Below are 25721 nucleotides of genomic sequence, written 5' to 3'. Positions count from 1 at the left end.
CAAACCGAGGAAATAAATAAACTGATACAAATGCTTAAGCGCGTCTTCGCCTTGTTTGGCTTGAACTGTGTTGCTGTAATGTCCCTACGGGCGCAAAGTATTCCAATCGGGGCTCAGGGAACTGACGATGGTATTAGGTCTTTGCAGATAATGGGGCAATACGACATTACCAATTCGCTTAGCGCAAGACCCTTTTATTTTTCCCGGAAATTTACTACCGATAGCCTGTACCGGCTTATAGATTCCAGTTATACCAGAACAAACTCTTTTAAAAGCCATATCAGCCTTGGCAAATCGGTTTATGCCGAAATACTGCCTGTTAGCTGGCAGCAGCAATATAATTCACATCATCCGTATGGCTGGAGTGATGGAGCAATGATTCCCGGTAAAGGCTACCAAACAATGGTATCTGCGGGTGTATTTATTAAAGCCGGTCCTTTGAGCGTGCAACTTCGCCCTGAATTTGTATATGCAGCCAATCCCCGGTTTGCTTATAACAGCGAATATGGCGGAGTGCCGCTGGCGAATTATAAACATTTGTTTCCAGGCCAATCCAGTATACGCCTTACTGTTGGGCCGGTATCAGCAGGTATTTCAACAGAAAATATGTGGTGGGGGCCAGGCGTTTACAATTCACTTGTAATGACCAACAACGCTCCTGGTATGCCACACCTGGTGCTGAATAGTTCAAAGCCACTTAAAACGGGTATCGGCAGCTTTGAATGGGAACTGGTGGCAGGTAAACTGGTGGATGATTCCAAAAACATACTGTACCAAAATTATTACATGAAGCCCACTGTGGTGTTTGGCTTTCCTGCAGATACAGTAAACCATGACTGGCGCTATTTCAATGGCATTGTTTTAACCTATAGCCCCAAATGGACGCCTGGCCTGTTTCTCGGTATTACAAGGGCTTTCCAGACATTTCACAACGACTTACAACTTAACCAGCGCGGCTTTTTTAATAAATACCTTCCTGTAATCAGCCCTTTCCAGAAGGATATGAACGAGAACGAAGATTCGTTGCGGCGTGACCAGGTTACGTCATTGTTTCTTCGCTGGGTGTTTCCCAGGGCTCAGTTTGAAGTGTATGGCGAATATGGATTTAACGATCACGCATATGATACACGCGATTTCTTTTTATCACCAACGCACGCTGCGGCCTATGTACTTGGGTTGAAAAAAATATTCCCGCTGCACAACAATCAGCGCCTGGAAACCGGGTTCGAATTAACGCAGTTACAGCAAAGCCCCGATTATCTTGTTCGTGAAGCTTATAACTGGTACTGGCATGGCCAGATATACCAGGGCTACACCAACTACAACCAGATTTTAGGATCGGGTATTGGTGCTGGTAATAACCTGCAAACTTTTACTGCTACCTGGGTAAAGGGTTTTAAACGACTGGGTATAATGCTGGAGAGAATGGAGAATGATCCGATTTACCACAATGTTAAATGGACTGATATGTCGGTTGGATTTAATGGCCAGATTGCTTACAGGCATTGGTTATTCAGTGGCCTGCTTCAGTTTGTCAGCAGCCACAACTATGCCTGGGAAAAAGGCTCGGCGTTCAATTTTCATGGCATCGTAACGGCGGGTTATCGTTTGTAAAATCCATGGCACACGCGATACAGTCTAATATCAGGAAAATGAAAAAACAGCAAATCAAAGCGCTTCCTATACTTACCTGCCTGGTGCTGGCATGTTTACTGAAAGGCAGGTCACAAACTATAGTGCTGCCGCAGGGGCTTGACCTGATGCGGCGCAGCCAGCTGGCAGGGCTTACTGATTCTACTATTTCCGGAACCTTAAACATGCTTGAGGTGCCGGTAGCCACGCTGGATTCAATAGCGCCTTACAAGTCAAAAAACAACGGCATATTGTTTCAGCAGGATAACAACAAGGTGCAGTTGTTGCCTGTACAATTAACGCAGCAGGTAAATCTTAAACTGCCGTATGCCTGGAACATTGCACCCATGATTCCAGCAAAAGGCTACCAGGCATTGTTAAGCCCGGGTGTGTACGCACAGTTTGGTAAACATATTACTGTGCAGGTGAGCCCGCAACTGGTATATGCTGCCAACCCCGATTACCTCAATGCACCCAAAGAATTTGTGCCTGTAGAGTGGAGCACTTACAGTCATTGGACGAATACGATAGACATGCCAGAGCATTTCGGCGGCAAAAACTATGTACACCTCTATCCTGGTCAATCAAGCATACGCTACAACACCGGTAAAATTTCAATAGGTGTTTCTACGGAAAACATGTGGTGGGGACCAGGTACTTATAATGCACTTATATTGAGCAATAATGCACCTGGTTTTTTACACGGTACCATTAATACCATTAAGCCCATTGAAACAGGTATTGGTTCATTTGAAGGCCAGGTGATTGCAGGCAAGCTTGACAATACATCCTATCCATCACCAGGTGAGTATGCGGTATACAATGGTGCATTTTTAAATGATCCTAAGTTTAATCAATGGCGTTATATGACGGGGATGATTGTTACCTGGCAGCCTAAATGGGTAAAACATCTTTCGCTGGGCATCGCCAAAGCTTCTTACCAATACCATTCAAAACTTACCTCCCCGCTTGATTTTCTGCCGTTGCAGGGCTTTTTTGGCAAAGCGGTAACACGCTCTGAAAAAGAAGGCTCAAAGGCATCCATGGGGTCTTTGTTTGTGCGCTACTGGATGCCATCGGAAAAAGCAGAAATATACATTGAATATGGCCGTGGTGACCGCTCGCTGATGCCCACCGGCATTTTCCAGGATCACCAGTATCCCAGGGCATATGTAATGGGTATACGCAAGCTGTTCGACAACCGCGATGGCAGCCACATTCAGCTGTTGCTGGAACTGTGCCAGATGCAATTGCCTACCGGTGATCTTACCATGAACAACCCGCAGAGTTGGTATACGCATTCCTATGTGCGGCAGGGCTACACACAAGATGGCCGCGTGCTGGGCGCTGGTATTGGTCCGGGCAGCAACAGCCAAACCCTGGAAGTTAGTTGGATCAAGGGCAGCAAAAAACTGGGGGTTAAATTAGAACGTTACCTGCACAACAACGACCTGTACTACTATACTTTTAGTTACATACAGGATTACACCCGTAAATGGGTTGATTTGTCAACCACCTTTAATGCAGAATGGAACTACAAACAATTTGTATTTTCAGGCAACCTGGGCTTTATCCGCGCGCTGGATTACCAGTGGCAGGTATTAAGAACAGACGGTAATGAGAAATTTTACAGGGGGTATGATGTTTTCCATCTTAACGGAACGGTATCGGCTGCCTTCCGGTTTTAAGAATCCGGAAGGCGTTTGCTCGTCTGAAACAATAGTAGCAATGCTATAGCCAAAGTACATAAAGCAGCACCGGCGAAACCGGTAACGTACCATTTGCTTTCATTGCGCTTCAGCGGCAGGTCGGGATTATCAATAATCTGTACTACGGGCGTTTCCTGGGCCAGGGCAGTTTTACTCAGTTCCAGGTTTTTTACCACTTCCGCATAAATAGTGGTGAGCAGCAATTTTTCCCTCGAAGTTATTTCCGCAGACGCTACAGGGCCTGCATATGCAGGGTTCGCATCCAGCAGCATTATATCACTTTGCGATGAAGACAGCGTTTTATGGTTCAGCAGCGTACTTATACTGTCTGCCCGCTGCTGCAGCCTGTCTACATTCACTTTCAGCCTGTGCGTTTTGGTATCTATATAAAAATTAATAGTTCCACTCAACAGCCGCTCGCAAAAAAGCTGGCTTAATTTCTCTTCACGCATGCTCACATCCAGCTGAAAAATGTTCAGCTTCTTATCCGGCTTGTTGATTGCCAAACTACCCTCCACAATGCTTTTAATAATTCGTTGCATCAGGCTGTCCTGCAGGCGTGTAAAATGACTATTAACCGGGAATTGAACCAGCTGCTGTACCTTTTTGTGATGCAGCCATTTCTCTTTCAATTGATATATCTCTGCATATTTATCGGCAAGGGAATAGTTGCCGGTGTCGTTATAAGGCGTGAGCAGTGTGCGGCGAACAAAAGAAGGGCTTTTCACCAGCGCCTGTATATTATCACCAGCCAGCATGCCGCTGCCGCCAGACAAGCCACCCATATCGATTCCCAGGCCAGACAAGGCTGACATTAGTGAACCTCCGGCTGTTTTAGTATCTTCCATTACAAAGCTCATACTTGCCGTATAAGTAACCGGCTTAATGGCTGCATATATCCCACCCAATAAAGCACCCACTGCTGCTGCTGCCAGCAATTTTTTCCAGTGATGCAACACCTGCATGCCTGCATTCGTCCATTGATGCCAGGTTTGAGCAAGAGAAAATTCCCTGTCTTCAAAATTCATATCGTTTCCGGTAGTCTGCTGCATGCATTAGTTTTTTAATACGCTGATGAGCGCGATCAGGGCGGTGAAAATACTTGTATAAGCTGCAATGGATGTTGCAGTAAACAGGCCGTTAGGGTACAATGATTTTTCCGGAACCACAATTTTACTGCCTGGCAATACTTTGGGATATCTTCTGAAAAACAGGAAGTGTTTTATTTTTCTGTTGATGCCATTACTGTACTGAATATAGGCCTTTTTAAGTTTGCCATTATCGGTAACGCCCCCTGCAGCTGAGATGTAATCCATAAAGTGACTTGAACTATAACTAACGATCTGTTGGTTAAACACCTGGCCATCCACTTCAACAAAAGATTCGTTACGTGGCACATACAGGCTGTCGCCGGGTTGCAGCAAAAATGGTTCATGATTATCGGGCGAGGAAAAAATATCTGTTCCAACACGCAGGTGGTTGCGGTATACCTGCAGGTTTTTAAACGCGCCAAAGGGGCTAACTCCACCGGCACGTTCAATTATATCCTGCACGGCTTCGTTGCGTTTTTCAAGTGTGTATTCGCCGGGGTATAACACCTCTCCGGTTACTTTTATATTGCCAAGCACACGGTAGTTCAGCAGTTGCGGCACAAAAATATAGTCCATAGGCTGCAGCACATAACGGCTGTCATTGCTGGTCAATGCAGAATCAACCTGCAGGGTAACCAGGTGTATCAGCTGGTTGGCAAGTGTATCTGACGTGTTTTTTTCAAGCCTGTTTATTTCTATGCGCTGGTTAGCAGCACTAATGGTAAAGCCACCAGCCATAATAACCAGGTCTTCGAGACGCATGCCCTGCCTGTAGGTAAATGTGCCGGGACTGCGAACAGCTCCGCCGATAGCTACCGACGGGCTGGCGGTGATGTCATCTTTATCGAATATGTAAACCGAATCTTCTTTTACCAGGGCAATAGGTGCCTGCCTGCCGTTTAATACCATTTCAGGGTTAAAAGAAAACATTTCCCTTTCTCCCTCCGGTTTTCTGCGTTTGATATATCCCCTGTTTAAAAAGGCAGTTTCCAGTAGCCCATTGGCTTGCTGCAATAATTGCTGCAGTGTCATGCCTTCAGTTAGCTCGTAGGTGCCGGGGTGTTTCACTGCGCCGGAAAGTATAATGCGGTTTTCAAAACGGCCTGCTATCCTGTCAATAAAAACAGAATCGGCATTGCGTGGCAGAAAATAATTAAAATCTGTTGCAGCAACACTTCTCGCCCTTTTTTCCTGCGTGCCGTTTTCTATTATACTCAGGCGCTCGCGGTAAGCATTATCAGCAAATCCGCCTGCCATGGTCAATGCATCGCCCAGGGTTTCTTTATCCAGCAGTTCGTAAACAGCCGGGCGTTTTATTTCGCCTGAGATAGTTATCCTTTTCTGGTAAACAGGAAAGCGGATAATATCCTGGTCTTCAAGCCGCAGATTGTTTTCAAAAATGCCTTTTTGCAGGAAATTGTAGAAATCAACTGTTGCTACCGGTTTGTTGTTGCGGATGAGTTCAATGCGCCTCAGGGAGCCGTTGGCCGACGGGCCGCCTGAAAGATACAATACATTAAAAAAGCCGGCTGCAGATGAAACTGTGTAAGTGCCCTGGCGTTCAGCCTCGCCTACAATAGAAACATGAATGGTTTTAAGCTGCCCGAGCGTTACCAGCAGCTGTGTTTTACCGGATGCCAGTGCCGGATAAGCGGGCAATAGCTTACTGCGTATACGCTGCTGGGCCTGTTCAATAGTTAAGCCAGATACCGCAATAACGCCGGCATAAGGCAGTTTTACATTACCTTCTGGCGTTACTTTAGCCGAAAGGTCGTTTTCGTTTAAACCGGTAACGGCAATCAGCAATTCATCACCCGGGCCAAGTACATAACCGGCCGGTGTGGCCATTTGTACATTCGGCGCAAAAGAACGGTTGGGTGTATTGAAAAAGTCGTAACCATAAAAGTTAAGCTTTTTGGGAGGTTCGGGTGCTTCTTTCAGCCAAACAGTATCCCGTACAACTGCCGGCATGCTATCCGGCTTATTGCCAGATGAACCCTGCATTCTTTTCCTGAAATTACCAATATCGTTGGCGCTCATGCCCCGCTGCTGCAGCATGCTGTTGATATCAGCGTCTGACATGCCCGATTTCCGGGCCTGCTGGTATAGTTGAATAAGCTGCTGATCCTGTGTATTGTTCTTGCCTGCCTGCGGAATAGCCTGTGCCCCGCTGCTCAGTGAAATAAACGATAGTAATATAATCAGCGCCACTGCGCCGAAGACATTCGCTGAATGTGATAGCTTCATGTGTTTCTGATCTCTGAATAAAAAATTATAAGCCATATTGAATGCCAAGGTGTAAAATCTGCTGTTTGGTACGAAGCCCGGTTACCTGGTTGTTTTCATTATACAGGTTCAGGTAGCCTTGCAGGTAAAGATTGTGAATCCATTGGTATGAACATTGAAAAAGCCACTCTTTGGTACTAAACTGCCTGTCAAACAAAAACGGGGGTTGGGGTTCAGCAAAGTATTGCTGGTCAATGGTACCCGGTCCGCCCTTGCGGGTTGCCTGAAATTGAACGAGGCATTTTACTTTGGCGAAGGGGGTGTACGAAGCGCCAATAATAAAACGATCACTATTGCTGCCAAGCCAGTCTCCCAGGCTAAGCGAATGATTGGTGTAATTCTGCGCCGGATTGAGGTTGCGGTAAACAAACGGGTTAATGCGGGTATACTCGGCGTTTAGTGTAAGATAAGGAATAAAGCAATCTGTAACAGAAGCGCCAACATTATATCCCAGTTGATTGCGGCTTTTGTTTTTATCAAATACGTCGGCGATTTTTATTTCATCTATTAACAGGGTACTGTATAAGTGTGTTTTAGGTATAAGGTTACGCGCACTGGCCAGGAAGAAAAACTGCCCGTTGGCGCCTGCCAGCAAATCGTTGTTGCTGTTGGCATTGTCGTAAACCTTGAAAAACATTAGCGGAAACAGGTAACCGATATCAAGTCTGTCACTGTAAACGATCGATTCCCCCAAACTAAAGTCCAGCCCGGAAACAGGGTGCACAGTAAAGCTGTGCTGTGCCATGAATTTACTGATATAGATATTTCTTTTACCGCCGTAAGCTGTGTTGCCGTAGCTGTATGTGCGACCGGAATCTAGCAGGTCAGAGTTAAGCCAGGCATGCGTATAATTAAAGCTAAGCCATTTAAATGGCTGGTAATCGAGGCGTAGGTACGGGTAGGCAGGCGATTTATCAGATAATACCAGCCGGCTGTTGATACCGTAGCCCCAAAGCAGGTAATCCTGCCCGGCGCTGATGCTGCCATTGCGCCATTGATATGTAATGCTTCCCCTGATATCAGAATAGTTGTGGCGGTTGATAGAATCTGACTGCAATACATAACCCGGGCTGGGCGAATAAGCATGCTGAAGCGTTTGCCTGCCGCTGCCGCTCTGGGTTACATCGCGCCCATAGAACTGAAAACCAACGTGTTTCCCGATTTTGCCCCAGAATTGCAAGCCTATACTTCTTTCTGTATAGCTTTCCCCGTTTCCTGCCGTTATGGCACCGCCTGCAATAGGGTCGGCATAAATTGCCACATCTTTATTGTTGGCGCTAAAGGCCCGCCAGCGGCCATAGCTATCGTTTTGAAACAGGTGAACTTCCTTGCCGCCTGTTACAAGGGTATCGGCCGGGTTGGAATATTCTTTCAGGTAATAATGCAGTTCTTTTCTTTCTACCGGTGATAAGGAGGCTTCCTGTTGCAGCAATTGTTGCAGGTTGTTGCCTATTTTTTCACGGGTAACAGGCCTGATAATGTCATCAAAATGTATCAGGCCCTTCTGTGCCATGCGGTAGAGATAATTGTAAATTTCGTTGCGGTAGTTTTCCCATACAGGCTGGGCTTTTACACCAGCCGCAGGTAACAGAAACAGGCATAAGCAGGCAATACATATGGTAAACAAAGGGTACTTTCTAATAGGCATTTTGATCTCCTCTTATGATATTAATAACGGTTTGAAGAATAATCTGCATATCCAGTCCAAAAGTCCACCGGTGAATATAATACAGATCGAAATTCACCCTGCGTTGCATTGAACCGGATTGCTTTGTTTCGCCCCGGCAGCCATTTACCTGTGCCCAGCCTGAAATACCAGGTTTTACCATATGACGCATCATGTAATTTTCCACTACATGAATAGATTCAAGATTCAATGGAGTAGGGTGCGGTCTTGGCCCAACTACCGACATGCTGCCCATTAACACGTTCCAGAACTGCGGCAGCTCGTCGAGATTGGTTTTGCGAAGATAACGTCCCAGTTTGGTAACGCGCGGATCGTCTTTGGTGGCCTGCAGGTAAGCACCGCTGGCATCTGTATCTGTACTGGCAGCCACCATAGTTCTGAACTTGTAACAAACAATGCGTTTATTGTTCAACCCCCACCGTTCCTGTTTAAAAAGGCTGGGGCCTTTCGAGGTGAGCCTGATAAGCAAGGCTATCAGCGGCAGCAGCCAGATGCCTATTGCGGCAAAAAAGCAAAGTGAAAAAAATATGTCAAAGCTGCGTTTCAGCAGTTTGTTTTCAAGCTTATCCAGTGGCAGCGGACGCACGTTGATTACCGGCAGCAGGCCGATATTGTTCACCTGCGTTGAAGCAGAAGTATACTGGCTTAAATCAGGAATAATACGGGCCTTGGTAGCATTAGAATCACATACTTCCATACAATAGTGTATTTGCTGATGTTGGGCGCTGGGCAAAGCAATAATTACCTCATCAATGGGGCGCTGCTTTAGAACATTACCAAGGTTTTCAATATTGCCCAGGTAAGGGGCGCCATTGAGTTTAAACGTGCTATTGTCTAAAAAGCCCACACACTTATACCCGTAATAATAATATTTATTAATGGTCTCGTAGAAATCGTAGGCCGCAGCAGTGGCGCCTACTACCAGTATGTTGTCGAACAGTTTTCCTTTGTAAATACCTACGTGAATGTATTTACGGATAATGTATTTGGCCAGTGTAAGCAATACAAATACATTACCCATCAGCAGCGGGAAGAAATAAATAGAAAACTGTACATAGTTTTTTAGAAAATAGGATGCAGAGCTAAGAAACAGGCCAAACAGGAACAGGTTATAAAAAATATATACAATCTGTTCTGAAAATTTATCTGAGCGTTTGTCTGTATAAACCTTCGAAAATATACCGGACATAAACCAGGCTCCCAGAATTATCAGCGAAAAAAGGTAATAACTCACGCTATTGGGCAGCAATTGCCTGTTGCCAATAGCAAGGGCCCCCCAGTAGGCTATCAGCAATAAGGGAATATCGATCAGGTATCTTAAAGTTGCATATCTATTGTATGCTTTAGCCATTGAAATAAGTGTAATACAACGGTAGCCAAAACAGCTGCTGCCGCCTGGCAGCAGCAGCCGGTAAAAATTAAATATAAGTAGGCTGATCTACTTTCACTTTCACCTGTGCATTAATCCAGGCATAGGTTTTAGCCAGCCCGTCTTTTAAAGGAACAGACGGTGCCCATTTCAGTTTTTCGTAAATCAGCTTGTTATCAGAGCGTCTTCCGCGTACCCCTTCCGGCCCGGGAATATTGTGGATGTGTATTTCTTTGCCGGCAATAGCAGCAATCATATGAGCCAGCTGGTTTACAGATACCATTTCCTCAGAACCTATGTTTACGGGACCTTCAAAATCACTTTGCATTAAGCGACGTACGCCTTCCAGGCATTCGTCGATATACAAAAACGAGCGTGTTTGCTTGCCATCGCCCCATACCTCTATCTGGCCGCGATCCTCAGCTTCGGCAATTTTGCGGCAGAGTGCTGCAGGTACTTTTTCCTTACCGCCGGTCCAGGTGCCTTCCGGCCCAAAAATATTATGAAACCTGGCAATGCGTACATTAAGTCCGTAGTTACGGCTGTAGGCCAGGAACATACGTTCACTGAACAATTTTTCCCAGCCATAATCGCTGTCTGGTGCTGCGGGGTAGGCTGAATGTTCTGCACAGTTGGGATTATCGGGGTCGTTTTGGTTGTAAGCAGGATATATACAGGCAGAGGAAGAATAAAACAGCTTTTTTACACCGGCTTTTACAGAGAGCTCTGCGATATTCAGGTTTACAAGGGCTGAATTATGCATTACGTTTGCATCATTTTCGCCGGTGAAAATATAACCGGCCCCACCCATATCTGCTGCCAGTTGATATACTTCATCGAACGGTTTGTTTAAAACATCTGCAACAACAACAGGATTAGTTAAATCGCCAATAATAAATTCATTTGCGGCCGAGGCTGCAAATTCGTTAGGTTTAAGGTCAATGCCGCGCACCCAGAAACCTTCACTTTTTAGTTTTTTTACAAGATGCCCTCCAATAAAGCCGCCTGCACCACAAACTAGAGCTGTTTTCATTATAAAGAGTGTTTTGAACTTTTTATGCCTAATAATTCCTTTAGGTTCATATAAAGAAACAAGGGAACTACTGTGAAATATCTTTTATACAGCCGACTGGGCTCCATTGTCAGCCTGAAAAACCATTCCATTCCCGCTTTCTGTATCCAGGCCGGAGCCTGTTTTACATTACCGGTATGGAAATCAAAGGCAGCTCCAACCGTAAACACAGCGTGAACACGGATGTATTTTTGCAGCCTTCTGGCAAAATATTCTTGTTTGGGGGTGCTGAGGCCAATCCATACAATGTCAGCCTGTGAGCAATGTATAAGGTCAGCTAAATCAATTAGTTCCTCCTCGGTCATATCCCTGAAAGGAGGACAAAAAGTGCCTACAATATAATCGTTTTTCAGTTTTATATTACAAACATTTTTCAATTCATTGGCTACTCCCTCTTTGCCTCCGCAAAAAAAATGTTTGATGCCTGTTTGCGCCGTAGCTTCAATTACAGACAAAAAAACATCCGGGCCATAACACCGCCGCATTTGTTTATGCCCTTTCGCCCTGCCAATCCATACACCCGGCATACCATCCGGCAGGTTCGTATGAAAATGGTGCAGGGTTTCCATAAACGCACGATGCTGGTTGGCCAGCACAATACCATGTGCGCCAGTAGCGCTCACAAGCCTGGTTGTGCGGGGTTTTCCCTGAAGGATGTCATCGATAATTGCCTTCGTAAAAGTGGGAATATCAGATGTATAAAGCGGAACCCCCAATACATTTACCATAGCCTGCGTGTTGAATTATATTTTTTCTTTATTCCAGAAAGGAACCAGCCAGTCTGTTGTTATTTTTACACCTTCCTGCAATGAAAATCTCGATTGGCCAAGTACACTGAACGTTTTTTCCATCGGCGCAGGATTTTCCTGGGTCATGCTTTTATACCTTGACAGGGTAATAGGAAAGCTGATACCACATTGCTGCAAACCACTACCTACTACTGCCAGCGCATAAATACAGCCCGAAGGTATAACTCTTACCGGTTTACGGTTAATCGCTATTGAAAAGGCGTTCACCCATTCAAACAGGTTCATGGGAGCATCGCCCACATAAAATGTTTGCCGGGAAACGGCAGCTTCATTTTTTCTTTTTATAATCTCCAGTACCTGCAAACAAACATTGTTTACAAAGCCATACGAACGGATTACCTGCTGGCGGCCCGGATGAAAATATTTGCCATTGCGCAGCACTTTCCAGAATTCATAGGGATAACGTAAATGCCAGGGACCCCATACATTGGTGGGGCGTATGATGCTCCAGTTAAAGTTGTAATTGCCGTTACGCAGCTGTTTTTCTGCGATAACCTTGGCTTCACCGTACACCGTATGGGGGGCATAATCAATGTCTGAAACGGGCTGCTGCCCGTTGCCCTGGTGTACAAACTGGGTAGAAGTGTGCACCAGAAAACCTGTTTTAAATTGTTCGCAAAGTTCAAATACATGCTGCGAACCCGTAGTAACGGTCGGGTAGTCGCTCAGGGTCATATGAGGCAGGCAGGCAGTTTCTGCAGCAAGGTGAAAAACGATATCAGGCTGGTTTTCCCGGTATACGGCTTCCAATGCCTGACGGTCTAGTATATTTACGTTTACCCAGGTTTCATTTTTGTTCAATGGTATTTTGGGCGCCTGAATGTCAACTATGGTAACTGCGTACGCTTCCGTAGTCTCATACCTGAGCATTTCAATAAAATTTGTACCAATGAAACCATTGCCCCCGGTTATTAAAAATTTAGTCATTTAAACTGATTAAAATTTTTAATGACAGACGATTCGAAAATAGCCTGTGTATATTTTGTTTCATAAGTTTCTCTTGCGTTGACAGACAGCTTCGTGTATAATTCATTATCAGCGATTAGTGAAAGCACTGATATTGTCATTCCTTGAATATCATGCCAATTATGCAAAAAGCCGTTGTACCCGTCAATTACCTGGTCAGGTATACCCCGCCAGGTGCTTGCTACCACCGGCATCCCGTAGGAAAATGCTTCCAGTATCACCGTAGGGAAGTTTTCCGCTTCAAAAAAAGAGGGGAACAATAACAGGCCGGCCCTGTTAAAACAGGCAGCCTTGTTTGCTCCCAGCTGAACACCTGCATAGTGCAATATGCCATCACTGATCGCTTGCTCAACCGCGTTCTTTTCTTTTTCACCTCCTAACTCACCCACTACCAGGCCTGTAATAGCTGCATCTTTTTCCCTGCATGCCCTGATTACCTCGATGAAACTGAGCAGGCCTTTACTTTCACTGCATTTGCCTATAAAAAGCACTTCCTTTGACTGCACTCCGTTTCGCACGCTGCGGCTAACCGGCTCCTGCACGCCCGACGGGATAACAACGATTTGCTTTGCCTTTAAAAATACAGGGTCTTTTTTCCCGTACTCACTCAGGCAAATGGCATAATCGCTTTTAAAATAAGCCAGGCGGTAAAAGGGTTTAAGTAATGGATGCAAACCGGCATACAATTCTGAAATACCGCCTGCATGGTAATGAAACACCGTTTTAAAGCCCAGCAGCCGTACAGGTAGTAGCAATGCTATATCCCTGAGCATGGCGGCCTTTCCTCTTCCTGCGGGTGGATAATACACCAATCCTGGCCTGTATACGATGAGCTGAACAATTATTTTGCAAAAAACAGCGACCAGTTTCGCCAGTTTCCTGGGGGTAAAGATACCCATGTTATGCGTTGTCTCGCTGAAATCCATGCGTACAAAGCGAAAATTGAAGCGATTCTGCTCCAGGCAGCGCATCATTTTTTCGATGTTAATGCTCTGACCTCCGTAAGGCGGAGGGATTTGTCCGATAATCAGTAGTTTCATGCCACTGCCATTTTAAACACTTCAAATAATTCGGCAGCGGCTTTCTCCCATGAAAACAATGCCAGTCTTTCTTTACCTTTTAATTGTAATTGTTCTTTCAGGGCAGGTGTGTCTATTACCAGTTTTATTTTATTACAGATATCCTTTTCGTCAAAAGGGTTGAATGTGAGTACAGCATCGCCTCCTACTTCAGGCAGGCAGGTATTGTTGGCAACCAGTACCGGCAGGTTAAACCTGAATGCTTCTAATACGGGAATACCGAAACCTTCGTTTACAGAAGGAAAAACATACATGTCTGCATGTGCATAGGCATGTGCCAGCTCTTCATTTGTGAGATAACCGGGAACCAGCACATGTTGCTCCAGTTGCAATATTTTAATCAGTTCTGCCACTTCGCCGGCACTGTCGGAGTGTGTTTTTCCGCTGCCTTTGCCAACAAGTACCAGTTTGTAGCCGGTATAACCTTCATTAAGCAGCATTTTGTAAGCCTTTATAAGCGCCGGCAGGTTTTTACGTTTTTCCATTACCCCTACATGCAAAATGTAACGGCAGTTTTGCGCACCCTGTAATTGGGCAGGTAATGCGGTAGCTGTATCGGTAACCGGAAAGGTTTTGGGGCCTTCAAAAATGGTCACCAGTTTTTCTTTGGGTATACGGGTAAAATGATGCACCCGTTCACGGGCATAATTGGTGGGCACTACCACGTACTTACAACGCCTGGCGGCCGGCAGGGCAAGTAGTTTAAACATGACCAGCCAAATACGGTTGTAATGTTGCGGGTATTCGAAAAAAAATGCATCGTGAAAAACCTGAACGGTTTTAAATCCCGGGGTTACCAATGGTGTGAAATAATCGTTACAGAAAAGAATATCACATTTTTTTCGCCAGGCTTTAAACGGAAGTGTTACCTGTTTCCAAAACTGCATTTGCAGATGCGACAGCAGCAGCAGCGCCTTGTTGCGCCCCGAATATACCGGTAACGAGGTGTCGAAAAAGTGAAAAGTATGATTGGAGTAAGCGCCCGATTTAAATTGCCTGCACGTCTCTTCCAATGTTGTCCTCTGACCTGTTTCGGCCAGCTTCAAATCCCGGATATCTATTCCTATAATCATTGGCTTGCATCTTTAAATTAACCAAAAAGCCCGAGAAGAACCACCCAATATAACTGATATACAGGTAAGATTCAGCTTCAGCGGTAAAAAGTGGTATAAACAAACTAATTTTCAACAGAAAAACAAACACTGCCGTTTTATGTATCTTACCGCCGGGACTTTTATACATGCGTGCAGCGGTGATAATAATATTAAAGTATATCATCAGGTACAGGAATAAACCAATCAGCCCAATCTGTACCGATAAAATAATAAACTGGCTTTCGCCGCCAACGCTCAAACCGGCAGTAGCTGCGGTGCGGCCCGAAGATCCAAGGCCCAGGCCAAGCGGGTGTTGAATAATGGCATCAAGACCATTTTGCCACTCAATAAGATGCGCCACGCTGGACGAATTGCTGAAATCGATACTATTGATAATAAAATCGTATAAATCTCCCTTTAACAATAACAGGAAAAGCAGTACACCCACAGCTGCACCGTAGTGAATTATTTTCAGCCAGCGCTTTTTACCGGCCAGCCAGGCATAGGCATAGGGGATAGAAAAGAAGCTGGCCAGGGATGCCCTTGACAGCGCAAAAATGACGGAAAATACTGTAGCAGCAAACGCAACAACAAGCAGGCGGGTTAATACAATGCGTTTGTTTATTACAGCAAGCGCTATTAATGCAGACAGTGTAATGAGGTTTGAAGCCGCATGCTCCAGCGGGTTGGCAAAAAAACTGGCAAAACGTTTAAGGCCGTTTTCAATTTCAAAAGTCCAGGTAAGGCCATAGTTGCCTGCGGGCTTCAGGTCGTAAAAGTAGTAGTTGAAATCGGCATAGCCTGTAACGGTTTGAAGATGCGTATAGGGTACTACCTCAAATACCAGTACAATGGCTGCTGCAATGGTCACCAGACATATATAATGAAAGTATTCTGTAATGTTTACAGAAGCGACGCGGATAAGCCGGCCGGCAAAATAAATGAATGGGAAAAAAGACAGTGTTTTAAAGGCCAGCAGCTTTTCGTACAGTGGGAAATTGCCCACAGGTAATACCACGTACAACATGCTGTAAGCTGCATAAGCCAGCACCAGTTTGTCAATTTTATCGAGCTTTACCGCGCGGTGAACAGAAAAAATAATAGTGGCCAGTGCAATTAATATAGTAAGCTCTTTAAAAGCCTGCAGTATGGGAATATATTTGCCGTATCCATACATTAATGTAACAGACATCGTAGTAATGTAAATGGGAAGCCCGAAGATGATAAAGAGCAGCATTTTGTGTACCCTGCCATGCAAAATATGGTAGAGTGCAATGAAGAATAACGACACATATATTACTGGAAAAATCAGGAACATTGTAAGATGTTGGTTATCGTGTCTCTGTCTTAGTCATTAGTATATTTTATGCCATACAGCAGCCCGTCTTTGACTGCACGGCAGGTTGCACGCAATTTGGCGAAACGAAAACGAGCCACAAAATAGCTCATTACACCTGTTATGTAAAAAAAATTAAACAGCAGTGCAGTGGGCGCAAATGGCAGCGGCACATACTTTTTCAGTATCCAGATGCGGTTGCGCTGGTTATAATAGTGTACAGATGCATTGATAAAACCTTCTGCATCTTTCTTTTCCTTTTTGTTAGACATGCCGGCGATATGGTAAATTACTGCGTTGGGCACATAGGCAAGCTGGTAACCCAGTTTCCGTATCCTGAAAGAAAAATCCACATCTTCGCTGTACATAAACATATTGCCGGCCAGCAAACCGGTTTGCTGTAAAACAGTATTGCGAATCAGCAGCGCGCAACCGGTAATCCAGTGTACCTGCTTTGTTTGCAGATGCACAGCCTGCACAGGTTTGTTATGGCCGGGCACAGAGGTATAACCCCATATCTTGTTAAAATACGAGCCGCCATTCCATACCAGGCTGCGGTTGTGGTTAAAATAAATGAGCGGCTGAACTGCACCGGTACCGGGATGGCTGTTCAAGTAATTCATCAGGGCAGATAAAAAGCCTGGTTCGGCAAGGGTATCGTTGTTTAGTAAAAGCGTATGGGTATATTGATGAGCCAGCGAATAACGGATGCCGATATTATTGCCGCCCGAAAAACCGGTATTAGTGGCCGATTGCAGCAAAATAATATCCTGGTGGGCTTCTTTTAGCTGCCTGCCCGAACCATCGGGCGAAGCATTGTCTACTACAATAATATCGAATGCGCGGTACGTCAGGTTGCGTAAAGATGCAATGCAGTTGCTGGTATAAGCAAATCCATTCCAGTTTACGAGTATGATAGCTACTTTTTGCTGCATGCCGGTTATGAATTAATACCTGAAGCCTTTGTACAGCAAAAGCAATTCTTTATCACTTAGCGTATAACCTTCTTCTTTTGTGCCAAGAAAATAATATGCGCATGCTGCATCATACGAGCCTTTGGACTGGCCCAGGATATAATCAAAATATTTCAGCCAGAATACCAGGAAATTTACACCGTAGCTCATTGCCTTGTCTACGGTTTTGGTAGGGGCGAAGCTGGTGATAAAATAGCGCAGCGACCATGCGGCCGCAGAGCCTGCACCGGCTACCAGCCCCGCGCCGGATTGTTTGAAATGCCTGAAAAGCCTGCGATGTCCCAAAAAGGTGAACCGGTGAAAATCGTACTGCCCGCCATGCACCTGTTGCATAAAAGGCGTTTCGGCATACACCTGTCCACCGGGTTTCAATACCCTGTAAATTTCTTTAACACACAAAAATGGGTCTAACACATGCTCCAGAACGGCCTGTGCTATTACCAGGTCGAATGTGTTTTCTTTAAAAGGAATATTGTGGGCATCCAGTATAACATTGGTATTGGGGCCATGCGCTACATCCGATTCAACAAGTACGGTATCCTTGCCAAGTTCGTTTTTCAGGAACTGAATACCATTGCCGTCGATGCTGCCACCCACTATCAGTATGCGTACTTCGGTTTTATGTTTAAGTGAAGCGGCAAGGAGACTGTAGTTTTTTTTGCTTGCCCGGTTAAGGGTAATATCGGGCTGTACTTTTTTCAGGAATTTCCGGAGCGGACTTTTGTATGCTTTAAAAAAAATATCCGGTGCTTCGCCGCTCAGGAAATCTGTTTGCTGAAATGTTTCACTGGCGGGATTGATCAGTACAGGCACGCCATTTACCACAGGGTACCTGCATCCGCAAGCCGGGTTTACACATTGAAAAAAAGAAGCTGCAGAAGTTAAACTGCTTTTACACACCACACACATCACAAAAGGCTCAAATGCTAAATACGACATTTATAGGTTATTTTTCAATACGGTAATAGTTTTAGCGCCATCTTCCCTGCCATTTGCCGGCAAAAAAGAATTCCAGTGCAATACGCTTTACGATAAACGGTTTGCCGTTTAGTTTCAGGTAACGGCGTAATACGCGCTGAACATGCGGGGGTAACTGTTTTTGATAGGTATTATAAAAAAGCGTTACCATGGAAATATATTCTTTCAACGGGTCGTTAGTGCCCAGTAACCATCTGATGTTGCGGCCAATGCGTGCAATCATGCTTTTCTTTTGCGAGTTGTCAAAAGTAACATTGCTGGCGTGTTTTCGGTAGGCTATTAGTGGCTCTGTTATACCTATTGCATTTCCCAGGCTGAAGGCGGTCAGCGCCAGCCAGGCATCGTGATTGAGTTTGCCTTTATAGGGCATTTCCATCAGGAATTCACGCATAGTTGAATTTATTAATGTGGTGCAACCGAAAACGAAATTAGCAAATAAGAATGTATGCAGGCAGTGGCGGTATTTATGATAGCCAAACACTTCCCAGGCAGTACCCGGCAATTGTTTGCCTTCAGCATCTATCAGCAACAGGTTGCTGTATACCAGGCATGGCTGCAGATTATTGGCAGGCATGGCGTGCAGGGCTTTTTCAAGTTTATCAGGCAGCCATATATCATCCTGGTCGGCAAAAGCGATATAATTGTTGGGTTTTGCTGCCGCCGCAGCACGCTGGAAATTACCGATAACCCCCAGTCTTACCGTATTTGTAAAATATTGCAGCAACCCTTGTTCGCGGTAGGTTTCGAGTATCTGCAGGGTTTCATCGGTAGAGCTGTCATCGTATACAATAATTTCTGCCGGCTGCAGGGTTTGCGCCAGTATGGAATCTAGCTGTTGCCGCAGGTAGGTGGCGCCATTACAGGTCGCCATCACAACAGATATGCCTTGTATGGGTATGGTGTTAGCTGCGGCAGTCAACAAATCAGAATTTTTTGTAAACATACGTAAACGCCTGCACTACCAGTTCGTTTCTAAACAGCACCATTTGCAGCAGGCCATAAATTATGGCGCACATGGCTACAGTAACAAGCAATACCTGTACCGGGGACAAATGAAGCAGGTGAACACCCCAGGTTACAGCAATGAAAGGGATACAGCATGCTGCTGCTTTAAGCAATAGTATCCAGTTGTAGGTAAAAGTGTAGTGTTTTTTTACAGCGCGCCAGTAAAGCCAGGTTACCATGCATTCGGCCAGCACATTGGCAATGGCGCCGCCTGTTTCCCTGAAATGCGGTACCAGTAAAAAGTTGGCACCTATGCTTACCGCAACACCACCCAGCACTGCAACAATCATTTCCTTGCTTTTATTGCCCGGTATTAATATCTGGAAAAGGAATAAATGGCCCAACCCAATAAAAACAGGAAGCGGTGATAGCAATTGCATGGCAAAGGTGGCCGGCAGAAAGCGGCGCCCGGAAAATACAACCAGGAATTCAGGAGCCAGCAACACCAGTCCTGCCAGGATGGGGATCGAAAAAAAAATAACGAAGTTAAACGACTTGTTCAGGAGCTTTTGCACTTCGTTCATATTATGCTGCGCAAAATGCAAACTGATTTTAGGTATCAGCACCACACCGAGCGAAGTAACAAAGTACAATGTTATTTTGGCCAGCTTAACAGCAGCTGTATACAAACCAACGGCAGTATCATCTGACAAAAACCCCAATAATACAGTATCCCACACCGTGTACAGGCTGGCAGCGGCTGTGGTGCTGAAAATATACAGCAGCAGCTTTAAATGCCGCAGCGGGTACAGGTTGTGGGTGGTAAAGGAAACGCTTCTGAATGTATAGAAAAAGCTAATGATGTTGTTGCCTACAATTGAAAAGATAGTAATAAGCAGGTAATTAAAGTAATCAGCAGGCGTTTTCACAAACAGGAACAATGCGATAAGCGAAAGCAGTTTTATAAAAGCCGACCGTAAAGTAATAGCCCGGAACTCTTCGATGCCCGAATAATACCAGTCTGCCGCCGTAAAAGCCAGAATAATAATAAGCACGGCGTATTGATACAGGTGTAAATCGTTTTTAAAATAGGGAAAGCTGTAGATGATGATGAAGTAAAGCAGGGTGCATATTATGCTGGCAATAAAATAAACCAGTGTAAGCTCTGAATACACGATTTGCATTTTATGTGGCTGACTGCGGGTGGCGGCAATTTCCTTTACGCCATAAATCGGGATGCCCAGGGCAGCTATCATTGAAAAATACTGGGCAAAAGAGCTTACAAACTGTACTTTACCAATGCCTTCCGGGCCCAAAAGATGCGACGCATAAGGAAAAGTTACTATCGGGAAAAGAATATTAACCAGCGAAAGGATAAGATTATAAATATAATTCTTCTTGACAGGGTCAGCCATAATAGGTTTACTAGTTGTTCAAAACAGAAATCACCAAGTTATCAATCGACCAGCTTTTATCGCAGAGGCTGCCTTGCAGGGCATCGTTGCAACTAAGGGTGAAAGTAGCAGCAGAATGTGTAATGGTATACTGCATTTTATATAAGGTGGTGCCATTGGGTAATGTCTGGGAAGCGCAAACGCCCGGGAACAGCGTATCCTGCGAACCGCCACGTGCAGGGCTAACTCCACTGCCAAAATAGTACGGGAAAGCCTGGTTCAGGTGGTCAACATTGGAAAAAGTGGTGCTTATTATATAATTACCTTCTCCCTTGAGATTCCAGATATCAGAACCTGCACTATTGGGTACAGTATTGCCTTCCCACCGGTCGTGTATGTACAGGTCGAACATAATTCGCAGGTAAGTATGTTCCGGCAGCTGCTTTAGATTTAATGTTAATGCAGTATTATTCATCCGGCCAAGCACTTTCGATCCGTTAAACGTAAATACTTTGTCTTCTGTTCTGAACATGCTGCCATCATAATTCTGGAGCTCTATACCAATTCCTTTACCCTGTTCAAAGTCGTTTTGGTATACTATGGTGTTTTTAGTTAGTCCTCCGGTGCAGGAGAAGATTAACAGCAGGCAGCAATAGAAGGTAAAGATCCTCATATTCATAGTGACGGTTGTTACTAGCGAAAATACTTTAAATCCTTGCAATTAAATAGCTATAAAAAAATGAATGAAACTTATCATGCAAATATGAAACCTAGTTTTGCTTCAAACAATTTGTTTAACTAACTGTTGCTTAGGTATGAACGCTTTTACCATAAAGGATCTGGAAAACCTGTCTGGTATACGGGCCCACACCATCCGTATATGGGAGCAGCGTTATTCTTTTCTGAAACCTAAACGAACCGACACTAACATACGTTATTATAGTAATGACGAATTAAAAACCATTCTCAATATCGCGCTATTGAATAAATATGGGTATAAAATTTCCCATATTGACAAGATGGGGCCTGACGAAATAAGGGAAAAAATTCTCTCTCTTTCCCATGGCCAGGCCCAGCAGGAAAGAATTATCAATGAATTAATCCAGGGAATGGTAGACCTGGATATTGAAAAATTCGAATTTATCATCGACCATTATATCATGGCGCGCGGGATAGAAAAGGCCATCATTCACATCATTTTCCCCTTTCTCGAGCGTATTGGCATTCTGTGGCTCACCAACCATATTAACCCCGCACAGGAGCACCTGGTGACCAATTTAATACGGCAAAAGCTCATCGTTGGCATTGAAAGCACGGTAAGTCACATGCAAACCAACAAAACAGCCCTGCTGTTCCTGCCCGAAAACGAGCATCACGAATTGGGCATTTTATTCATGTATTATTTAATGAAAAGCAGGGGGATTAAGGTAATTTATATCGGTGCCAACGTCCCCATGCCCGATGTGGAATACGTAGTTAAACTGAAGCAGCCCGACTTTATATACAGCCATCTCACCTCTACCTCGCTCAGTTTTAATTTTGAGCGTTTTTTACATCAAATCAGCACCCGGCTGCCCGACACACAGATTTTTATATCCGGGCAAATTACCCACCTCTACAAAAAACAGATACCCGCCCATGTGCATTTCAAAAAAACATTGAGCGAGGTAATGGAGTACATAGCAACGCTTTAGACGGCATATGCGTACATACATAGGTCTGACATTTGCAGTGATTTTAAGCACCCCGCAGGCCGGTGCTGCCTGTTTTATTGTTCCTGATGTACAATTGAATACAGCACTTGACTTTGGCAATGATTTTGTTTAAATTTGGTATACGCACACTTAAACGCAAAAACATGTCCGCTACGCTTGAATTTAACCAGATGCTGATGAGCAATGCCGAATTCCTGAAACCATTCGCCATTACACTTACCAGAGATACGGAATCGGCTAAAGACCTGTTCCAGGAAACCCTCTTCAGAGCCCTTGCCAATAAAGACAAGTACAATGTGGGTACCAATATCAAAGCCTGGTTATACACCATCATGCGTAACATCTTTATCAATAATTACAGGCGCAAATCCAAGCAGAACGTGATTTTTGATAACTCTCCCAACGATTTTCTGCTTAATTACCGCCAGCCCACAACCACCAATGCAGCGGTAAGCAACCTGAACATGAAAGAAGTGCAGCAGGCTATTTTTCACCTGCCGGAAATTTTTAAGAATCCATTCCTTTTATACTTCGACGGTTATAAATACCACGAAATTGCCGACATGCTGCAGGAGCCGCTGGGCACTATCAAGAGCAGGATACACTTTGCGCGTAAACTGCTTAAAAGTTATATACAGCGCTATTAGTATTACCATTGCATAAAAAACTCATCGTAACCGGCAGCGGTTTTGCCGGTTTGTCTGCCGCCTGCTTTATGGCCAAAGCAGGGTGGGATGTGACTGTTCTGGAAAAGAATGCGATGCCCGGGGGCCGTGCCAGGCAACTGGTTGCTGATGGTTTTACATTTGATATGGGCCCCAGCTGGTACTGGATGCCCGATGTATTTGACCGCTTTTTTGCACAGTTTGGCAAAACAACTGCTGACTATTATACCCTTCAACGGCTCGATCCCTCTTACCGCGTTTACCGTTCTCATCATTACACCGATATTCCTGCTGATTATACCGCTTTGGAAACCCTTTTTGAAGAAACAGAGCCAGGCAGTGCCGCGAGGTTACAACAGTTTTTAAAAGAAGCTGCCTACAAATACCGGAAAGGCATGCAGCAGCTGGTGTACAAGCCCGGGCTTTCTGTAACTGAATTTGCTGACCCTGCGCTGCTCATCGATTTGTTTAAGCTCGATATACTGGGTTCCATGAAAAAACACGTAGCCCGTTTTTTTAAAACTGAGGCGCTGCAGCAACTCATGGAATTCCCGGTATTATTTCTAGGCGCCTTGCCCGAAAAAATTCCTGCATTGTACAGTCTCATGAACTATGCTGATATTAAAGGGGGCACCTGGTACCCGCAGGGTGGTATGTACCAGGTAGTGCAGGCCATGTACAGCCTGGCACTTGAACTGGGCGTACAATTCCGTTTTAATGAAGCGGTGCAGCAATTACAAACAACAGGCAACAAGGTTACCGGTGTGGTTACAGCACAAAACATATATACTGCAGATGCGGTAATAGGCGCAGCTGATTATCATCATATGGAAACAGCATTGTTGCCGCCACACCAGCGCAGTTACAGCGATGCATACTGGAATAGCCGTGTAATGGCGCCCGGTTGTTTATTGTATTACATTGGTTTGAATAAAAAATTAAACAATGTATTGCACCATTCACTTTTTTTTGATACTTCGTTTGAAATTCATGGAAAGGAGATTTATACCAACCCGCAATGGCCCAGTAACCCGTTGTTTTATGTAAGCACAACATCGGTTACAGATGCCGGTGTTGCACCCGGTGGATGTGAAAACCTGTTCTTCCTGGTGCCGGTAGCGGCAGGGCTGCAGGGCGATACAACAGCATTGCGCGACAGGTATTTTGATAAAATTGCAGCGCGTTTTGAACAGCATACCGGGCAAAGCATACGCGGCAACATTATTTACAAGCGTTCTTTTGCATACACCGATTTTGTGGAAGCGTATCATGCTTTTAAAGGAAACGCTTACGGTTTGGCCAATACCCTGCTGCAAACCGCGATATTGAAACCGCGTTGCCGCAGTAAAAAAATCTCCAACCTTTTTTATACAGGTCAGCTAACAGTGCCCGGTCCGGGAGTGCCGCCCAGCTTAATCAGCGGGGAAGTGGTAGCCAAAGAAGTGCTAAAAGTGTATGGGCGCTGATCAAACGAAAACGAATCATTGTTATCATCATACAGAACCTGCTAAAGCTTCATGATACAGCTGTTTCATACTGTTAGCCGTGCCTGCAGCCGCATTACCACCGAAAACTACAGCACATCTTTCGCATCGGCCATACGGCTGCTGCACAAAGACCTGCGTGGGGCTATTTATGACATTTACGGTTTGGTGCGGTTTGCCGATGAAATAGTTGACACCTTTCACCAGTACGATAAAGCCGCGCTGCTTGCAGAATTTAAACATGAAACCTTTACTGCCATTGAACGGGGCATTAGCTTAAACCCCATTTTGCACAGCTTCCAGTTAACGGTTCATAAATACCATATCAGCAGGCAACTGGTTACCGCTTTTTTTACCAGCATGGAGCAGGATCTCACCAATAACGTTTACAACCGGCAGGGATACGAAGAATATATTTACGGCAGTGCCGAAGTTGTAGGGTTAATGTGCCTGCAGGTGTTCTGCGAAGGCAATGCTGTGTTGTTTAACCAGCTTAAGCCATATGCACAAAGTCTGGGTGCCGCCTTTCAGAAAGTCAATTTCCTGCGCGATATAAAGGCAGATTACCAGCAGCTGAACAGAACCTATTTTCCCGGTTGTGATTTCAATGCATTTTCAGCAACAGACAAGCAGGCTATTGAAGCCGATATACAGCATAATTTTGATGAAGCATACAAAGGCATACTGAAATTGCCTATGAAAGCGCGTTTTGGCGTGTATGTTGCTTACAAGTACTACCTGTCGTTATTCAGGAAAATAAAAAGACTTCATCCGCAGCACATTATGGAACAGCGTGTACGTATTCCGGCCTATGGAAAAGCTTTTATTCTGGCCAAAGCAGGTGTTCGCAGCCAACTGAAATTGTTATAAAAATACGGCCCGAATACGTTATATTTATTATATGGAAGAAGTGATACTTGTAAACGAAAATGACGAGCCCGTTGGTGTGATGGAAAAAATGGCCGCACACCAGCAAGCCTTGCTGCACAGGGCCTTCAGCGTTTTTGTATTTAATGATAAAGGAGAAATGCTGTTACAGCAAAGAGCGCTGAACAAGTACCACAGCGGCGGGTTATGGACCAATGCCTGCTGCAGTCATCCCAGGCCGGGCGAAGATACCCTTGCAGGCGCACAACGCAGGCTGCGCGAAGAACTGGGATTTGAAACGCCGCTTGGCAAAATTTTCGAATTTACCTACAAGGCAGGTTTCGACAACGGGCTAACCGAATACGAATTTGATCATGTATTTGCAGGTTATCACAATGGCAGCATCTCCCCAGAGCGCACCGAGGTAAGTGATTACTGCTTCAAGAATATATACGATATACAGGCTTCACTTGAAAGCCATCCGCACAAATACACTGTGTGGTTTCATATCGCCTTTCCCAAAGTACTGGCCTGGTGCGAAGCCAGGCAAAATGCAGTAGCCTGACTGA

At 45.0% G+C, this 25721-nt stretch carries 22 protein-coding genes; 7 read left to right on the top strand and 15 right to left on the bottom strand.

The window, feature by feature from the left end; genetic code table 11:
• Window positions 1–150 precede the first annotated feature (150 nt).
• Window positions 151–1614 carry a capsule assembly Wzi family protein gene (locus DXN05_RS18970; RefSeq protein WP_158559337.1) on the top strand — a complete coding sequence of 488 codons (1464 nt, stop codon included), beginning with the start codon at window positions 151–153 and terminating at the stop codon, window positions 1612–1614.
• A gap of 38 nt (window positions 1615–1652) precedes the next feature.
• Window positions 1653–3320: a capsule assembly Wzi family protein gene (locus DXN05_RS18965; protein ID WP_158559335.1), complete on the top strand. Its 1668-nt coding sequence runs from the start codon at window positions 1653–1655 to the stop codon at window positions 3318–3320.
• On the opposite strand, the gene DXN05_RS18960 is transcribed toward DXN05_RS18965, so the two are convergent.
• From DXN05_RS18960 to DXN05_RS18890, 15 genes are all read right to left on the bottom strand, one after another.
• Window positions 3317–4393: a hypothetical protein gene (locus DXN05_RS18960; protein WP_116848858.1), complete on the bottom strand. Its 1077-nt coding sequence runs from the start codon at window positions 4391–4393 to the stop codon at window positions 3317–3319. The genes DXN05_RS18965 and DXN05_RS18960 overlap by 4 nt on opposite strands.
• Before the next feature lie 3 nt (window positions 4394–4396).
• Window positions 4397–6679: an SLBB domain-containing protein gene (locus tag DXN05_RS18955; RefSeq protein WP_158559333.1), complete on the bottom strand. Its 2283-nt coding sequence runs from the start codon at window positions 6677–6679 to the stop codon at window positions 4397–4399.
• 25 nt (window positions 6680–6704) lie between these two features.
• Entirely contained in the window at window positions 6705–8366 is a 1662-nt protein-coding gene (locus DXN05_RS18950) for a capsule assembly Wzi family protein (protein ID WP_116848856.1), read from the bottom strand.
• Window positions 8356–9756: an undecaprenyl-phosphate glucose phosphotransferase gene (locus DXN05_RS18945; protein WP_116848855.1), complete on the bottom strand. Its 1401-nt coding sequence runs from the start codon at window positions 9754–9756 to the stop codon at window positions 8356–8358. The genes DXN05_RS18950 and DXN05_RS18945 overlap by 11 nt, the downstream gene beginning before the upstream one ends.
• Window positions 9757–9823: 67 nt before the next feature.
• The gene (locus DXN05_RS18940; protein WP_116848854.1) at window positions 9824–10807 is read right to left on the bottom strand and encodes an NAD-dependent epimerase/dehydratase family protein; all 984 of its coding nucleotides are present in this window, start codon (window positions 10805–10807) and stop codon (window positions 9824–9826) included.
• Entirely contained in the window at window positions 10807–11574 is a 768-nt protein-coding gene (locus DXN05_RS18935) for a WecB/TagA/CpsF family glycosyltransferase (RefSeq protein ID WP_116848853.1), read from the bottom strand. Before DXN05_RS18935 ends, DXN05_RS18940 begins: the two co-directional genes overlap by 1 nt.
• A 15-nt stretch (window positions 11575–11589) precedes the next feature.
• Complete coding sequence (locus DXN05_RS18930) at window positions 11590–12582, bottom strand: NAD-dependent epimerase/dehydratase family protein (RefSeq protein WP_116848852.1); 993 nt, start codon at window positions 12580–12582, stop codon at window positions 11590–11592.
• Window positions 12579–13661, bottom strand: a complete 1083-nt coding sequence (locus tag DXN05_RS18925; RefSeq protein ID WP_116848851.1) for a glycosyltransferase family 4 protein — start codon at window positions 13659–13661, stop codon at window positions 12579–12581. Before DXN05_RS18925 ends, DXN05_RS18930 begins: the two co-directional genes overlap by 4 nt.
• Window positions 13658–14713 (bottom strand): glycosyltransferase family 4 protein, encoded by a 1056-nt coding sequence (locus tag DXN05_RS18920; RefSeq protein ID WP_158559331.1) that lies wholly within the window; start codon window positions 14711–14713, stop codon window positions 13658–13660. The genes DXN05_RS18925 and DXN05_RS18920 overlap by 4 nt, the downstream gene beginning before the upstream one ends.
• On the bottom strand, window positions 14688–15986 hold the full coding sequence (locus tag DXN05_RS18915) for an O-antigen ligase family protein (protein WP_147313990.1): 1299 nt from the start codon (window positions 15984–15986) through the stop codon (window positions 14688–14690). The genes DXN05_RS18920 and DXN05_RS18915 overlap by 26 nt, the downstream gene beginning before the upstream one ends.
• Window positions 15987–16141: 155 nt before the next feature.
• Window positions 16142–17065, bottom strand: a complete 924-nt coding sequence (locus tag DXN05_RS18910) for a glycosyltransferase family 2 protein (protein ID WP_116848848.1) — start codon at window positions 17063–17065, stop codon at window positions 16142–16144.
• A 12-nt stretch (window positions 17066–17077) separates the two neighbouring features.
• Window positions 17078–18043 (bottom strand): class I SAM-dependent methyltransferase, encoded by a 966-nt coding sequence (locus tag DXN05_RS18905; RefSeq protein ID WP_116848847.1) that lies wholly within the window; start codon window positions 18041–18043, stop codon window positions 17078–17080.
• Between the two features lie 31 nt (window positions 18044–18074).
• A complete protein-coding gene (locus tag DXN05_RS18900) occupies window positions 18075–19004 on the bottom strand; it encodes a glycosyltransferase family 2 protein (RefSeq protein WP_158559329.1) in 930 nt (309 codons plus the stop codon).
• Window position 19005: 1 nt separating this feature from the next.
• Window positions 19006–20442, bottom strand: coding sequence for a flippase (locus DXN05_RS18895; RefSeq protein WP_116848845.1), 1437 nt, complete (start codon window positions 20440–20442; stop codon window positions 19006–19008).
• 10 nt (window positions 20443–20452) lie between these two features.
• Window positions 20453–21100, bottom strand: a complete 648-nt coding sequence (locus DXN05_RS18890; RefSeq protein WP_116848844.1) for a hypothetical protein — start codon at window positions 21098–21100, stop codon at window positions 20453–20455.
• A gap of 136 nt (window positions 21101–21236) precedes the next feature.
• Here DXN05_RS18890 and DXN05_RS18885 point away from each other — a divergent pair, with 136 nt between their 5' ends.
• The 5 genes from DXN05_RS18885 to idi all read left to right on the top strand — a co-directional run bounded on the left by DXN05_RS18885 (window position 21237) and on the right by idi (window position 25717).
• The gene (locus DXN05_RS18885; RefSeq protein ID WP_116848843.1) at window positions 21237–22115 is read left to right on the top strand and encodes a MerR family transcriptional regulator; all 879 of its coding nucleotides are present in this window, start codon (window positions 21237–21239) and stop codon (window positions 22113–22115) included.
• A gap of 164 nt (window positions 22116–22279) precedes the next feature.
• Window positions 22280–22783 carry an RNA polymerase sigma factor gene (locus DXN05_RS18880; protein ID WP_116848947.1) on the top strand — a complete coding sequence of 168 codons (504 nt, stop codon included), beginning with the start codon at window positions 22280–22282 and terminating at the stop codon, window positions 22781–22783.
• A gap of 8 nt (window positions 22784–22791) precedes the next feature.
• Entirely contained in the window at window positions 22792–24267 is a 1476-nt protein-coding gene (locus DXN05_RS18875) for a phytoene desaturase family protein (RefSeq protein ID WP_116848842.1), read from the top strand.
• A 51-nt stretch (window positions 24268–24318) separates the two neighbouring features.
• Window positions 24319–25155: a phytoene/squalene synthase family protein gene (locus DXN05_RS18870; protein WP_116848841.1), complete on the top strand. Its 837-nt coding sequence runs from the start codon at window positions 24319–24321 to the stop codon at window positions 25153–25155.
• A gap of 31 nt (window positions 25156–25186) precedes the next feature.
• Window positions 25187–25717 carry an isopentenyl-diphosphate Delta-isomerase gene (gene idi, locus DXN05_RS18865; RefSeq protein ID WP_116848840.1) on the top strand — a complete coding sequence of 177 codons (531 nt, stop codon included), beginning with the start codon at window positions 25187–25189 and terminating at the stop codon, window positions 25715–25717.
• Window positions 25718–25721: the final 4 nt, after the last annotated feature.

Source organism: Deminuibacter soli, assembly GCF_003412455.1.
Taxonomy (GTDB): Bacteria; Bacteroidota; Bacteroidia; order Chitinophagales; family Chitinophagaceae; genus Deminuibacter; species Deminuibacter soli.
This window is presented reverse-complemented; position numbering and strand designations above follow the sequence as displayed.

What these genes read in the sequence shown, in the direction of transcription:
- DXN05_RS18935 (WP_116848853.1), bottom strand. Translation starts at nt 11,574, where the DNA reads ATGGTAAATGTATTGGGGGTTCCGCTTTATACATCTGATATTCCCACT.
- idi (WP_116848840.1), top strand. Translation starts at nt 25,187, where the DNA reads ATGGAAGAAGTGATACTTGTAAACGAAAATGACGAGCCCGTTGGTGTG.
- DXN05_RS18915 (WP_147313990.1), bottom strand. Translation starts at nt 15,986, where the DNA reads ATGTCTGTTACATTAATGTATGGATACGGCAAATATATTCCCATACTG.
- DXN05_RS18890 (WP_116848844.1), bottom strand. Translation starts at nt 21,100, where the DNA reads ATGAATATGAGGATCTTTACCTTCTATTGCTGCCTGCTGTTAATCTTC.
- DXN05_RS18880 (WP_116848947.1), top strand. Translation starts at nt 22,280, where the DNA reads ATGTCCGCTACGCTTGAATTTAACCAGATGCTGATGAGCAATGCCGAA.
- DXN05_RS18905 (WP_116848847.1), bottom strand. Translation starts at nt 18,043, where the DNA reads ATGTCGTATTTAGCATTTGAGCCTTTTGTGATGTGTGTGGTGTGTAAA.
- DXN05_RS18895 (WP_116848845.1), bottom strand. Translation starts at nt 20,442, where the DNA reads ATGGCTGACCCTGTCAAGAAGAATTATATTTATAATCTTATCCTTTCG.
- DXN05_RS18945 (WP_116848855.1), bottom strand. Translation starts at nt 9,756, where the DNA reads ATGGCTAAAGCATACAATAGATATGCAACTTTAAGATACCTGATCGAT.
- DXN05_RS18940 (WP_116848854.1), bottom strand. Translation starts at nt 10,807, where the DNA reads ATGAAAACAGCTCTAGTTTGTGGTGCAGGCGGCTTTATTGGAGGGCAT.
- DXN05_RS18925 (WP_116848851.1), bottom strand. Translation starts at nt 13,661, where the DNA reads ATGAAACTACTGATTATCGGACAAATCCCTCCGCCTTACGGAGGTCAG.
- DXN05_RS18950 (WP_116848856.1), bottom strand. Translation starts at nt 8,366, where the DNA reads ATGCCTATTAGAAAGTACCCTTTGTTTACCATATGTATTGCCTGCTTA.
- DXN05_RS18970 (WP_158559337.1), top strand. Translation starts at nt 151, where the DNA reads ATGGGGCAATACGACATTACCAATTCGCTTAGCGCAAGACCCTTTTAT.
- DXN05_RS18870 (WP_116848841.1), top strand. Translation starts at nt 24,319, where the DNA reads ATGATACAGCTGTTTCATACTGTTAGCCGTGCCTGCAGCCGCATTACC.
- DXN05_RS18885 (WP_116848843.1), top strand. Translation starts at nt 21,237, where the DNA reads ATGAACGCTTTTACCATAAAGGATCTGGAAAACCTGTCTGGTATACGG.
- DXN05_RS18960 (WP_116848858.1), bottom strand. Translation starts at nt 4,393, where the DNA reads ATGCAGCAGACTACCGGAAACGATATGAATTTTGAAGACAGGGAATTT.
- DXN05_RS18910 (WP_116848848.1), bottom strand. Translation starts at nt 17,065, where the DNA reads ATGCAGCAAAAAGTAGCTATCATACTCGTAAACTGGAATGGATTTGCT.
- DXN05_RS18955 (WP_158559333.1), bottom strand. Translation starts at nt 6,679, where the DNA reads ATGAAGCTATCACATTCAGCGAATGTCTTCGGCGCAGTGGCGCTGATT.
- DXN05_RS18930 (WP_116848852.1), bottom strand. Translation starts at nt 12,582, where the DNA reads ATGACTAAATTTTTAATAACCGGGGGCAATGGTTTCATTGGTACAAAT.
- DXN05_RS18965 (WP_158559335.1), top strand. Translation starts at nt 1,653, where the DNA reads ATGAAAAAACAGCAAATCAAAGCGCTTCCTATACTTACCTGCCTGGTG.